13 protein-coding genes are annotated in these 12,737 nt (G+C 55.9%); 5 read left to right on the top strand and 8 right to left on the bottom strand.

Annotation, left to right across the window (positions count from 1 at the left end):
• Window positions 1–93 precede the first annotated feature (93 nt).
• Window positions 94–903, top strand: a complete 810-nt coding sequence (locus tag P1U45_RS03200; RefSeq protein ID WP_301057465.1) for a class I SAM-dependent methyltransferase — start codon at window positions 94–96, stop codon at window positions 901–903.
• Between the two features lie 4 nt (window positions 904–907).
• On the opposite strand, the gene P1U45_RS03195 is transcribed toward P1U45_RS03200, so the two are convergent.
• Window positions 908–2,761, bottom strand: coding sequence for an ABC transporter ATP-binding protein (locus tag P1U45_RS03195; RefSeq protein ID WP_301057464.1), 1,854 nt, complete (start codon window positions 2,759–2,761; stop codon window positions 908–910).
• A 121-nt stretch (window positions 2,762–2,882) separates the two neighbouring features.
• Here P1U45_RS03195 and P1U45_RS03190 point away from each other — a divergent pair, with 121 nt between their 5' ends.
• A complete protein-coding gene (locus tag P1U45_RS03190; RefSeq protein WP_301057463.1) occupies window positions 2,883–4,010 on the top strand; it encodes an iron-containing alcohol dehydrogenase in 1,128 nt (375 codons plus the stop codon).
• Between the two features lie 22 nt (window positions 4,011–4,032).
• Here the strand turns inward: P1U45_RS03190 and P1U45_RS03185 are convergent, their stop codons facing one another.
• The 5 genes from P1U45_RS03185 to P1U45_RS03165 all read right to left on the bottom strand — a co-directional run bounded on the left by P1U45_RS03185 (window position 4,033) and on the right by P1U45_RS03165 (window position 7,573).
• A complete protein-coding gene (locus P1U45_RS03185) occupies window positions 4,033–4,584 on the bottom strand; it encodes a hypothetical protein (protein WP_301057462.1) in 552 nt (183 codons plus the stop codon).
• Window positions 4,585–4,674: 90 nt separating this feature from the next.
• Window positions 4,675–4,860 carry a hypothetical protein gene (locus tag P1U45_RS03180; RefSeq protein WP_301057461.1) on the bottom strand — a complete coding sequence of 62 codons (186 nt, stop codon included), beginning with the start codon at window positions 4,858–4,860 and terminating at the stop codon, window positions 4,675–4,677.
• The gene (locus P1U45_RS03175) at window positions 4,857–6,071 is read right to left on the bottom strand and encodes a DUF418 domain-containing protein (RefSeq protein ID WP_301057460.1); all 1,215 of its coding nucleotides are present in this window, start codon (window positions 6,069–6,071) and stop codon (window positions 4,857–4,859) included. The genes P1U45_RS03180 and P1U45_RS03175 overlap by 4 nt, the downstream gene beginning before the upstream one ends.
• Window positions 6,072–6,131: 60 nt before the next feature.
• Complete coding sequence (locus P1U45_RS03170; RefSeq protein WP_301057459.1) at window positions 6,132–6,578, bottom strand: MmcB family DNA repair protein; 447 nt, start codon at window positions 6,576–6,578, stop codon at window positions 6,132–6,134.
• On the bottom strand, window positions 6,575–7,573 hold the full coding sequence (locus tag P1U45_RS03165; protein ID WP_293607598.1) for an NAD(P)H-dependent glycerol-3-phosphate dehydrogenase: 999 nt from the start codon (window positions 7,571–7,573) through the stop codon (window positions 6,575–6,577). The genes P1U45_RS03170 and P1U45_RS03165 overlap by 4 nt, the downstream gene beginning before the upstream one ends.
• Window positions 7,574–7,634: 61 nt before the next feature.
• Between P1U45_RS03165 and P1U45_RS03160 the strand changes: the two genes are divergently transcribed.
• On the top strand, window positions 7,635–8,219 hold the full coding sequence (locus tag P1U45_RS03160) for a TetR/AcrR family transcriptional regulator (RefSeq protein ID WP_301057458.1): 585 nt from the start codon (window positions 7,635–7,637) through the stop codon (window positions 8,217–8,219).
• 318 nt (window positions 8,220–8,537) lie between these two features.
• Here the strand turns inward: P1U45_RS03160 and P1U45_RS03155 are convergent, their stop codons facing one another.
• Window positions 8,538–9,866, bottom strand: coding sequence for an AAA family ATPase (locus tag P1U45_RS03155; protein WP_301057457.1), 1,329 nt, complete (start codon window positions 9,864–9,866; stop codon window positions 8,538–8,540).
• A 70-nt stretch (window positions 9,867–9,936) separates the two neighbouring features.
• On the opposite strand from P1U45_RS03155, the gene P1U45_RS03150 reads away from it, so the two are divergent.
• Window positions 9,937–10,677, top strand: a complete 741-nt coding sequence (locus P1U45_RS03150; protein ID WP_301057456.1) for a HesA/MoeB/ThiF family protein — start codon at window positions 9,937–9,939, stop codon at window positions 10,675–10,677.
• Window positions 10,674–11,699, top strand: a complete 1,026-nt coding sequence (locus tag P1U45_RS03145) for an alpha/beta hydrolase (RefSeq protein WP_301057455.1) — start codon at window positions 10,674–10,676, stop codon at window positions 11,697–11,699. The genes P1U45_RS03150 and P1U45_RS03145 overlap by 4 nt, the downstream gene beginning before the upstream one ends.
• Here the strand turns inward: P1U45_RS03145 and P1U45_RS03140 are convergent, their stop codons facing one another.
• Complete coding sequence (locus P1U45_RS03140; RefSeq protein WP_366144961.1) at window positions 11,700–12,686, bottom strand: D-glycerate dehydrogenase; 987 nt, start codon at window positions 12,684–12,686, stop codon at window positions 11,700–11,702. It lies immediately after the preceding gene.
• Window positions 12,687–12,737 lie beyond the last annotated feature (51 nt).

Below are 12,737 nucleotides of genomic sequence, written 5' to 3'. Positions count from 1 at the left end.
TTCCTTTCCCGTATAGTTATCCCACATGTGTAGCCTTAACTTCGCATCCGGCAACTATGTGTCGAGTAAATCTGCTATCGGAGCGCGGCGATCATGAAAGACGCGATCAAATCCATCCTGCCGGTAAATGTCCGCACACGCCTGAAATGGGCGGGCTATGCGGTGAAAGACATTATTGATCCGGTGAAGGATCCGCGTGTGCCAAACCGTCGTGACACGTTTGTGGGTGGCGGTGATTTTGTGGCCGTTGGCGACGACTTCCTGAAGACGCTCAAGCGCCATGGTGTGACGCCGGATATGGCCATTCTTGATGTGGGGTGCGGGCAGGGACGTATGGCGCGTCCGCTTACGGAGTTTCTGTCGCCGGAAGGGCGCTATCTTGGGTTCGATATAGTGAAAGCAGGCGTCGAATGGTGCCAGACGCACTATGATGATCTGCCGAATTTCACATTCGTCCACGCCGATGTGTTCAACGCCCGCTATAACGCGGACGGCAAGACCGAAGCATCTGCCTACACGTTTCCATCCGACAGCGATGCCTATGATTTTGCGTTCCTGACATCTGTCTTTACGCACATGTTCCAGAAGGATGTGGAGCGTTACCTGTCTGAGATTACGCGCTCGCTGAAGCCGGGCGGTCGTTGCCTGATTACGTGGTTTTTGCTGAACCCGCAGACGGAAGCCTGCAAAGCCCCGCGCCTAACGTTCAGGTTTCCGGTGGATGAGGTTTCAAAGACGACGCTTGAAGATAACCCCGAAGCGGCAATTGCATTTTCGGAGAATTGGGTACGTGAGGCGTATCTGAAAAATGGCCTCGCTATCGAGGCCATTGAGTATGGAAACTGGGCTAACCCCCACAGCCAGTTTGGCTATCAGGACACAATCATCGCCCGCAAGGTCTGAGAGCTTAGCTCGCCAGCAGACCGTTGCTCAGCTCTGATGGGTCATGCTCAGCCACGACGTGACCCGGGCCAACTTCGATAAGTTGCGGTCGATACTGTTCGGTATCGGCATCATCAACCAGCTTGGACTTCATGAATCGCAGCGTTGCGCGGCGATCCAGAGGTGACGGCAGGTCGCCCTGAAGCTTCACAATATCACGGTCCTTCTCAGCGCGTGGGTCCGGATTAGGGACGGCCGCAATGAGAGACTTGGTGTACGGGTGACGCGGGTCTTCGTAGATTGCGTCACGCCCTGCAATCTCAACCACGCGGCCAAGATATAGCACCATGATGCGATGTGAGATTTCACGCACAACAGCAAGGTCGTGGCTGATAAAGATCATCGCCAGATCAAATTCCGCCTGCAGCTCGATCAGCAGGTCGATAATCTGCGCCTGAACCGAAACGTCGAGGGCGGAAACGGCCTCGTCGCAGATGACCAGTTTCGGCTTCATGATCATCGCGCGGGCAATACCGACACGCTGGTTCTGGCCGCCTGACAGTTCGTGCGGATACCGGTTGATCAGTGCCGGATCGAGGCCAACGCGCGGCATGATTTCCCGAACGCGGAGTTCACGGTCTTTACGCGAGAGCGAAGGCTCGAACACGGTCAGCGGCTCTGCCATCGACTGGCCGACAGTCATGCGCGGATCGAGGCTCGCAAACGGGTCCTGGAAAACGATTTGCAGATCGCGGCGGACTTCTTTCAGCCCGTCCTGGCCGGCTTTGGTGATATCCTTGCCGATCCATGAGACAGATCCACCTGTTGGCTCGACAAGCTGCAGAACAGCGCGGGCAAGCGTAGACTTGCCGCAACCGGACTCGCCAACCACGCCAAGCGTTTCGCCCGGACGCAGATCAAAGCTTACGCCATCAACGGCGCGAAGCTGTTTGGTCGTACCAAAAAAGCCGCCTTCGGTTTTGATCGGGAAGCTGACGCGTACATCGTCAGCCACCAGAACCGGCTTTACGTCTGCAGGGGGCGGCGGCGTGAGGCTAGTGCGACCCGGACGATCCGGCTGGTCAATTCTCGGCACTGCCTCCAACAACTTTTTTGTATAGTCATGGCGCGCCTCGTAGAAAATCTGGTCAACCGTACCAGTCTCTACGATCTCGCCTTGCTTCATCACCACGACGCGGTCGCACATACGTGCAACAACGCCCATATCGTGGGTAATGAGAACGATGCCGGTGTCGGTCGTTGATTTCAGGTCGTTCATCAGCGCCAGAACCTGCGCCTGAACGGTTACGTCGAGTGCGGTTGTCGGTTCGTCTGCGAACAGAAGCTTCGGGCCACATAGCATGGCAATCGCAATCATGACGCGCTGGCGCATACCGCCTGAAAGCTCGTGCGGGAACTGGTCCATACGGCGGGCAGGGTCTGGAATGCGAACACGCTCCAGCCATTCAATACATTCTTTATCGGCTTCCTTGCCGCGCAGCTTGCGGTGAATAGCGAGCACTTCGCGAAGCTGTGCACCGACCGTCATATGCGGGGTGAGAGATGTCAGCGGGTCCTGAAAGATCATGGACATTTGGGAGCCGCGCATCATGCGCCGTTCGCTCTGGCTCATGCCGAGCAGGCTTTTGCCCTCAAACTTCACCTGACCTTTAGTGCGCCCGTTTGCTGCAAGAAGGCCCATCGCCGCGAGGGCGGACTGGCTTTTGCCTGATCCCGATTCGCCGACAACGCCGACGCATTCGCCCGGGAAGACTTCAAAGCTGACCCCCTTCACTGCGTTCACAACGCCATCCGGCGTATCGAATTCCACAGCGAGATTTTCTATGCTGAGAAGTGGGGTTTTAGCCTGATTTTCCAACTCTTTACTCCGGACCTACGTCAAAAAGAGATAGCTAACTATCACTTTCTGCCGATTTTTCATTGCTTACAGGCGCGCCTTAGGCTTTTTTGCAACTAGCATCTCAGGGGAGAGAAACATAATGCCTGTCATCAATTTCGTAACACCGTGCATTCTCGATCATGGCGCCATCACAAAGCTTGGCAAGACCATGGCCGGTCTTAATATCACAAAGGGATTTGTAGTCACTGACCCGGGCATTAAACAAGTCGGTCTGCTGGACAAAGTCACAGAAAATATCAGCGGTGCGCACGAAGTGTTCGCCGGAACCGAGCCGAACCCAACCGAAAAGCAGGTGACGGAAGTCACTGAGATGTACAAAGAGTCCGGCTGTGACGGTATTATCGCGCTTGGTGGCGGGTCTTCCATGGACCTTGCAAAGGCTGTTGGCCTCATGGCGAGCCATGGCGGAAATCTCGCTGATTATGGCGCGACTGTCGGCGGCAGCAAGAAAATTGGCAAAATCCCGCCGCTGATCGCGATCCCGACAACGGCTGGTACCGGGTCTGAAGTCAGTGTCGGCATGATCATCATCCAGAATGACGGTCACAAGCAGACTTATGCGTCTCCGCACCTCGTTCCAGCGACTGCAATCTGTGACCCTGATCTGACACTCGGCCTGCCGCCGCTGCTGACGGCTGCCACAGGTATGGACGCTGTTACGCACTGTATCGAAGCGATCCTGACACCGACAGTGAACCCGCCAGCTGAAGGCATTGGCTATGAAGGCCTTGGCCGCGCGGTTGGTGATGGCTGGCTGAAGCGCGCTGTTCAGGATGGTTCAGACACAGATGCCCGCTGGAACATGATGGTCGCGTCATTTGAAGGCGCGCTCGCCTTCGTGAAAGGTCTTGGCGGCGTACACGCTATGTCTCACGCTGCGGGTCGCCTGCATGACCTCAAGCTTCACCACGGTACGCTGAACGCGATCTTCCTGCCGCACTTCATGCGCTTCCACGCAGATGCTGACGAGCGTAAATTCCAGCGCATCCGTCAGATGATGAACCTCAAAGAAGGTGCATGTGTAGGCGATGCGATTGCCAGGCTGAACGAAGATATCGGTATTCCGGCTAAGCTTTCAGATATCGGCGTTACAGCCGATCACGGCCCGTCAATCGTCGAGTACGCGCTGAAAGACCTTGCGCACTACGGCAATGCTAAGCCTGTTACGCAGGCTGACTATGAGAAAATCTTCGAGCTCGCGCTCTAAGTTTGATGATCTTGCCGGGCGGCTATCGCGCCGCCCGTCTGCCTGCCACTGAAGTGATGTGGCGAACATCACCCGACGCATTCAGCTGGCGTGTGAGTGCAACTTCCAGCTCACCTGCGGGACGCGGGTCTCCCGCCAGACGATAGGTGAGGATTGCCTCGCCTGACGTTGTAATCCCTTCCAGATAGAAACCCCGGAATGTCGGATTGGCTTTAGTCCAATCAGCAAATTGCGCGCGGGCGGCGCCGCGATTTTCGCGGAAGGTTCTAAGAAAGTGTGCCGCTTCGGAGTGCGAGCTAAGGCTGACAATGAAGCGGGGTGGCTGCGCGGCACCTGATGTGCGCGTTGCTTCTGTCTCGCTGATGATGCCTGCGCGGGTGCTGGCCCGAATGATTTCGGCAGGCCGCGACAGGCCATCAAAGCGTTCAGCCGCATCCATAATTATAGGCGCACTTTGGCGGTCTGCGGGCGGAACCATGGTCAGAAGCACAGCCATAGCGCCGACCATGGCGATCGCCGAGGCGATGCCAATCTCCAGAATAAATACGTTTGCTGGCGTTACGGGTTTACGCACGGCTTTGCCCCAATCCGATGTCGCGCTTCATAATACAAACTAAGCGCCCGACAGTGGTTTACGAAACGGGTTTCACCATCGGGGCGAGGTCTAGTCGTCGTTCGCGGCCTCGGGGAATGGATCGGCAGGTTCTGTTTCGCCCGTCACAGTCTCTACAACCTGATCCTGAACTGCGCTCGCCAGTGTTTCAGCACGTGCGAGGCGTTCTTCCTGTTGGTCACACGCAGCCAATAGAAGGAGCGCGGGCATCACCAGCGCTGCGCATAAATGTGTCATGCGTTGTTTCTCTGTAGTGGCTGGCGGTAACCGAGATAGGTCCAGCGGCGAAGGAGAATTTCCATCGGTCCCCGTTTAAACTTGGTCAGCCAGAGGCTCACAAAGCAAAGCGTGAAGATGCCGGTCGCCAGCGCAATCAGAACGGCTGGCAACGCGCCTAGCTGTCCAAAGAGGCCAAAGCCGATCGGCAGGGTTACGATGCACATTATGACTGATTGCAGCAGATAAGCTGACAGCGTAGCTGAGCCGCCTCGCGCCAGAAATTGAAGAACCGGCCCTGTTCCCATGCGTGCGATGAGGGCGATCACGCCGATATAGCCAAATGTGGAGAAGGGCGAGCCTAAGATCATGATGGCCATGCCAAACAGGCCCTGCGCGCTTTCACGCTGCGGCGCTTCAACATAAACATTTGAGCCGTAAAAGCTCAAAATGAGCCCGATTGGCAGAAGGACGAAGAGCGACGTCTTCCAGAATTTATGGTCTGGCTGACTGAGCAGACCCAATTTGAAAAACCCGAGGCCGATCAGGAAAAACCCAAATGCGCTGATGCCCTGTACCATGATGACTGTGGGGATCAGCGTTGGGATCAGAGACGCTCTGGCAGCAGCGATCTGCAGGAAGCTGCCGTCTGCGAAGATGGCATCAATGGCCAGAAAGGCTTCACGCTGTTCAGCCATCTGATCGTCCATCATGCGGCGGGCTGCAGGGTCGGTAATGCCTTCCATCATCGCCATAGCGCCCGCGCCAATCATCATTAGGGCAGTCTGAATGCCTATCAGCACGAGGCCCCAGATTATGAGCGTTTTGGGTTTCCCGTTCCGGCAGAAATAAAGGAGGCTGCCCAGAATGGCGTAGGTCACCAGAATATCGCCCAGAAACAGGAAGACGACATGGATAAGGCCCAAGGCCAGCAGGCCTATCATACGGCGATAATAACGCCCGGTGGCATTGGTTTCCGTGCGTGCAGCCGATGCGAGCTGATAGCCCAGACCAGCGCCGAACATCATAGAAAAGAGAGAATAGGATTTCAGGGTGAAAAGCCCGTTCACCAGTAGTTTGGCCCAGTGATCGCCTGCCTCTCCGGTGGATGGGTAGCCGATATTCAGTCCGGCTGAAAACATTTCGACGTTTACAAGCACAATCCCGATAATCGCCCAGGCGCGTATCAGGTCCGGCATCAGGTCGCGGTGTCCGACGGTTGTTTTCAGCATGGTGTCCCTCCCAGTTGAGGGCAGGATATACAGAATTGTTTCGGTTTGTCAGTGAAGGTTTTATTCTGGAGTGAAACCGGCCGCGAATTGTTGCGCGGAAAAGCGTTGGGCGGCTGTGCGTGCCAGCTTCAGAGTGACGGCTTTGCGGCGTGCCGCGGGCAGTTTGTGTTCCGGCGCTGGGCGAATAAGCGCGCCGCCAAACTGGTCGGCAATAATTAGCCCGGTATCAAGCGGCAGAAGCTCGGTCGGGAAGCTCTCATGCACGGCAAAGAAGAACTTATCGCAATAGGGGCGATACTCATGCCATTTGCCGTCTGACTCAAAATCCGGCTTTCCGGATTTGACTTCGACGATCCAAATCTCGCCCTTCTCGCTTAGCGCCATGATATCGGCGCGTCTGCCATTGGCGAGCACCAGCTCTGTCACGCAGGCAAGAGACATTTGTTCGAGCAGCCGGACTGCGCCCTGCGTCACCGCGCGGGTTATGTCCGGCGTGGTAAAGCTCATAGAACGTTTTCGGCCTTAAACGGGCGTTCGATCAGACCCTTCATGGCCTCACGCAGTGTAATGTTGCCAGCCAGAATATTGGCGACGGCCTCACAGATCGGCATTTCGATATCATACCGTTTCGCAAGCGCAACGACACCGGGTGCGGTGGCGACGCCTTCGGTGACGGCTTTGCGTTCTGCCAGAATGTCAGCCGGGGAGCGGCCTTCGCCCAGCGCTTTGCCAAAGCTCATATTGCGCGATTGCGGTGACGAGCAGGTGAGCACCAGATCACCAAGCCCGCAAAGACCGGCCAGTGTTTCCGGCTGGGCACCCATAGCGCTGCCAAGGCGCACCATTTCAGCGAACCCGCGGGAGATGAGCGCAGCATGCGCAGACTTGCCAAGCTGAAGCCCCTCAACCGCGCCGCAGGCGATGGCGAGTACGTTCTTAACCGCGCCGCCAATCTCGGCGCCGACAATATCGTTGCTCCAGTACGGGCGAAACTCCGGGCGTCCAATGCTTTCCATCCAGCGCGCGCCAAGAGCCTGATCTTCGCAGGCCAGCGTGACGGCTGTGGGAAGACCCTTGGCGACGTCGATGGCAAAAGAGGGGCCGGAGAGAACAGCAACCGGAGCAGACGGTCGCGTTTCATGCAGAACATCAGCCATAAGTTTCAGTGAGCCGTGCTCAACCCCCTTGGCGCAGAGCGCGAACGGTGTGTCGTCTGGTATCAGGCCATTCAGCTGTTCGAAGACGGAGCGTGCAAATTGCGCAGGCACGACCGCGAGGATCGCATCGACGTTTGCAAGATCGGAAAGGGATGACGTGGAAGGGATAGCGGGAAGGTCGACACCGGGCAGGAATAGCGGATTGCCCTGACCGGAAGAGAGGGCCTCAGCGACCTCGGTTTCTCGTGACCAGATAAGCACATCTCGTCCGGCTGCCTGCGTGGAATACGCCAGTGCTGTGCCCCATGCGCCAGCGCCAAGAACGCCAATTCGATCAAAACTCATTAAATGTCCTATCGGCTGAATAAATCATTGATGATTCATTCTTATCATCTATGCTCAAACCATGACCGAGACTACAGACACCCGCGAACAGATCCTCCGAGCGGCCATGACCCGTATCCTACACTATGGATATGCAAAGACCACAATGGCCGAGATTGCAAAAGACTGCGATATGTCTGCGGGCAATATTTACAGGTTTTTCAAATCTAAGCTGGATATCGCCGAAGCGATTGTGCGCGGCTTTAATCAGGCCTTTTACCAGTTGTTCGCTGAAATCGCCCGCCGGAGCGACGAGCCGGCTTTGCCACGCCTGACCGAGCTCTTCAAAGCGCGGCTGGAGCGCACCTATCATATGATGCAGAACAAGACGAAAGCCTTGGAAATGGCGGATGTTCTGGCGCGTGAGCGCCCGATTTATTACGTCGAAGAGCTGGCTCAGGAGCGGATCTATATCGTTCAGATCCTGGAGCAAGGGCTGAAATCCGGTGAGATCAAGCCACTGGATAATCTGAATTTTACGGCGGAAATGCTGCAGATAGCACTCATGAAATTTGAGTCACCACGCTTCTGGGCTGACGAGTCCTACGAAGAGCTGACCCGTGAATTCGACGGCGTCATGAAACTTCTCGAAAAATCGCTCATCTGAAACGGCTTAAAAAACAAGGCGCAGTGAATTTTTATGCCTAAATACTGAATAAAATTAATTTCGTTCATTGTTTTTGGTTCAGACTAGTTCTATATACAACCCATGAACACGGCATGGTGCCGCTCTAAGGGAACGGAGAAAAACAATGAGCACGGAGTTTCAACGCAATCTGATCAGCATGTTCGCAGCAGTGCCGCTCGCGTCGGCTGTAATTGCGATGACAGTTGCGGGTTTTGGTTACGTGATCTGACCTGCAGTCACGTAGTAAACTATATGCCCTCCCGGTTCGCCGGGAGGGTTTTTTATTTCTGGAAGAGGCTAAAGCAGCTCGTCTTCGCGCGGCTGGAAACCTGCGATCAGGTGGGTGTCTGTATCTTCGACGATTTCCAGCTGGCCGAATTCAAAGGCGCGTCGGTCAAACGACAGATCGGACGGGCGAAGCGGGCGAGAAAGCTCCAGCCCTTCAAGTGTGGTCGCCCTTGAAAAGGCAACATAGGCCTGACCATGTGCGAACATGCCATTGTCGAAGTCGATATAGACTTTCTTCAGGGTCAGGCCCTGGGACTTATGGATCGTAACCGCATAGGCGAGGCGGATAGGCAGCTGTTTGAACGAGCCGACGACAGACCGGTCGACCTTGTCATTCTCCTTGTCCATCTCATAGCGGTACTTTTCCCAGACGGCAGGCTCGATCCGGCAGGTTTCACCGTCAATTTTGACAATCACTTCGTCTTCATCGAAGCCTTCAACCGTTCCGATTGAACCGTTCACATACCGGCCCTGAGGATCATTCTTGATCAGCATGATGCGCGCGCCGCGCTTTAGCTCCAGAATGTTTTCTGTCGGTGCGGCTTTATCGTCGAACTGACCTTCGACTTTTGCCTGAAAGGCATAGGTTGCGCCATCAAGCGCTTTCAGGCGTGCCTGATTGATGCGGAAGGCCGCAGCATTGTTCGGCGTGAGGACGATATGGGTCTCGCTCGCTTCAATGGCGCGGCGACCTGTAACGCGATTATTCAGAACCTCTACATCATCTTCATCCAGACGCGCCTGCCGCACTCCGTTCAGAAGCTTCAGGAATTCGGGATCATTCTGGCGATAGACGTGTTTGAGCGCGACCAGAGCAAACGCGCCGGTCTGGAAGGCTTCAGCGCGGAAGAAATATGGATTGCCATAGCGCTCCATCAGGATTTCTTCTTCGTCCCGGGAGACGACAGGAGGCAGCTGATGAAGGTCTCCGCACAAAACCATCCGTACACCGCCGAACGGCTTGCGAGATCCGCGATTGAGCTGAAGTGACTTATCGATCGCATCCAGCATGTCTGCGCGGACCATAGAGATCTCGTCGATGATAATTGTATCGAGCTTCTTGATCAGGCGCGCATTTCGCAAGCGTTTGATATCGGTTGCATCAAGCAGTCTTGGCGGAAATTTGAAGAAAGAATGGATGGTCTGGCCACCCACATTCATGGCAGCAATACCCGTCGGCGCGAGTACGATGGCTTGTTCGCCTGCATCAGCGAGGAATTTGCGGATCAGCGTGGTTTTCCCCGTTCCCGCGCGACCGGTCAGAAACACATTGCCGGTCGGGGAGCGTTCTTCGCCGCTAACCCATTTCAGTGGAGCTGAGCTCTCAGTGTCCGACAATTCTCATTCCTCCACTTGAAGCTAGCGCCGCGAGGGCGCAAAACGAAACCAGCTAATTGCCGGGCCAGATATGACACCTGAACAGATTGAACGATATAAGCGCCATTTCCTCGTGAAAGAAATCGGCGGACATGGCCAGAAAAAACTTCTGGATGCGCATGTTCTGATCGTTGGTGCAGGTGCGCTTGGCGGTGTTGCGGCACGGATACTCGCGGCGAGCGGTGTTGGGCGGCTGACTATCTTCGATGATGACAAGGTTGATGTGTCCAACCTGCAGCGCCAGACCCAGTTTTCATCGCGCGATGTGGGCGACTGGAAGGTCGCGGCGCTGTTTCGCGGCCTGTCTGCGCTCAATCCGGATATCCGGATTGATGTCGTTCAGGAGCGCTGGACACCGGATGCGACGCTGGCCGAGGCTGACCTTGTTCTGGATGGCTCTGATAATTTTGAAACCCGCTTTGCACTTAACGCCTCGAGCCTCGCAGAGGGCGTGCCGCTTATTTCTGGCGCTGTTGCCGGCTGGACGGGGCAGGTCATGGCGGTGAATGCGCTGCATGATGAAAACTGCCCATGTTATCAGTGCTTTGTGCCAGCTGAGCCGCCGGATGCAGGCAATTGTAAAGACCTTGGCGTTGTGGGTGCGATCACTCATCTGGTCGCCAGTCAGCAGGCGCTTCTCGCAACGCGTTATCTCATTGGCGAAACAGAAAACCTGTTCGGCCGATTGCTTTTGATTGAAGGGCTGACCGGCGCATTCCGCACTGTGAAGCTTCCTAAAGATCCGGCCTGTCCGGCATGTGGCGCTAAATGATGCGCGGGCCGCTGAAATGGCTTACTGTCGGCCTTTGCGCCGTCTTCGCGCTGACCGGCGCAACCTGGTTATCCTTTCATCGCGCGGACATTCCCTATGAAGACCTTGAGGCGCTCTATGAGCAGCCAGTGTCTGAATATGCGCGCCTGCCGAACGGGCTTCTGGTGCATTATACTGACGAAGGCCCGCGCGATGCGCCAGTGCTTTTGCTGGTGCATGGCCTTGCCTCAGCCAGTCAGAGCTGGATGGCCTGGCGGGAGGACCTGAAAGAGGATTATCGCGTCATCAGTGTCGATCTGCCGGGGCATGGTCTCACTCGCGTGCTTGAGACGACTGATCTCACCACTACAGGCCTCGTAGACTTTCTGTCCCGCTTCGCTACGCGCCTGAATCTTGATGAGTTTGTATTAGTGGGGGCCTCGCTCGGTGGACATATTGGTTGGGAATATGCGCTCCGTCATTCTGATAATCTGAGCGGGCTGGTGCTTATTGCGCCAGCCGGTTTGTCGTCTCCCGATGAAGCGCGCGAGCATGCTGCCTTTGCGTCTGACATCGTGAATAATCCGGTTGTAAGCGCTCTCGCGGTGACGCTTGATCCGGCCATAGCGATCCGGCGCGGTTTTGTCGCCGCAAGCGGAGAGACTGCGCCTTACCAAACCGTTCGTCTGTATGCTGACTTTGCCCGTGCGCCTGGGCATCGTGAGGCATTACTGCGTGTGTCTGCGCGGACCGATGGAGTGTCAGACGACGCTCTGGACCGACTTCAAAGCCTGAGCCTGCCCATACTCGTTTTGCAGGGCGATGGCGATGAAATCGTGCGTGCCGATCATGCGAGGCATTTTGTTGAAGCGGTCCCGCAGGCAGAGCTCGTTATATATCCCGATGTCGGCCACCTGCCGCATGAGCAGATACCGGATGCCACCCTGACTGATCTGCGTGCGTTTTTGGATAGATTGGTGCCAGATGAAGAGACCCCGCAGCCAGAGACTGCGGGGCCTGAAATTCCAGTATCGGAAAACTGATTACAGCATAGCCGGAATTATGCGATCCGGTGGCTTGTGACCGTCAGCAAAGGTTTTGATGTTGATCAGAACCTTCTCGCCCATTTCTGTGCGGCCTTCTTCTGTCGCAGAGCCAAGGTGAGGCAGAAGCACGACATTCGGCATTTCTTTGAGCTTTGGGTTCACCGCTGGTTCGTGCTCAAACACGTCGAGCCCAGCGCCTGCGATTTTGCCTTCTTCAAGCGCACGTGCGAGTGCGGCTTCGTCAATCACTTCACCGCGGGATGTGTTCACGATGAAGGCGTGAGGCTGCATCAGCTCAAGACGGCGTGAGTTCAGAAGGTGGTAGGTGGCCGGCGTGTGCGGGCAGTTGATGGACACATAGTCCATACGCGCCAGCATCTGATCGAGGCTATCCCAATAAGTCGCGCCGAGAGATTCTTCGATCTGCGGGCTGACCTGAGTGCGATTATGGTAGTGGATCTGCATGCCGAAGGCTTTTGCGCGGCGTGCAACAGCCTGACCGATACGGCCCATGCCGATAATACCAAGCCGCTTGCCAGAAATCCGGCGGCCCATCATCCAGGTTGGTGTCCAGCCTTTAAACTCGTCATTCTCGATGGCTTTGACGCCTTCGATCATGCGGCGCGGCACGGACAGCAGCAGCGCCATAGTCATGTCAGCTGTGTCTTCAGTCAGAACACCCGGCGTGTTCGTGACGGTGATGCCACGCTGAGTTGCGCTCTGTACGTCAATATTGTCTACGCCCGCGCCGAACTGCGCAATAAGGCGAAGATTTTCGCCAGCATGCGCCAGAACACGTCCGTCGATTTTATCTGTCACGGTCGGGACAAGTACATCTGCCTCCGCCACTGCGTCTGACAGCTCGCCCTGTGACATAGGGTGGTCAGATTCATTCAGTGTCGTGTCGAACAATTCCTTGAGGCGAAGTTCCACCACGCTCGGAAGTCGACGGGTCACTATAACTTTCAATTTTTGCGAAGACATCGCGTCCCTATCCTGCTTCTTTTATCGTGCCATAGCAAACAAGTGCGGCGT

The sequence above is a fragment of the Ponticaulis sp. genome, from assembly GCF_029210165.1.
GTDB lineage: Bacteria > Pseudomonadota > Alphaproteobacteria > Caulobacterales > Hyphomonadaceae > Ponticaulis.
The sequence above is the reverse complement of the archived record's forward strand: the minus strand, read 5'-3'. Positions and strand labels throughout refer to the sequence as shown.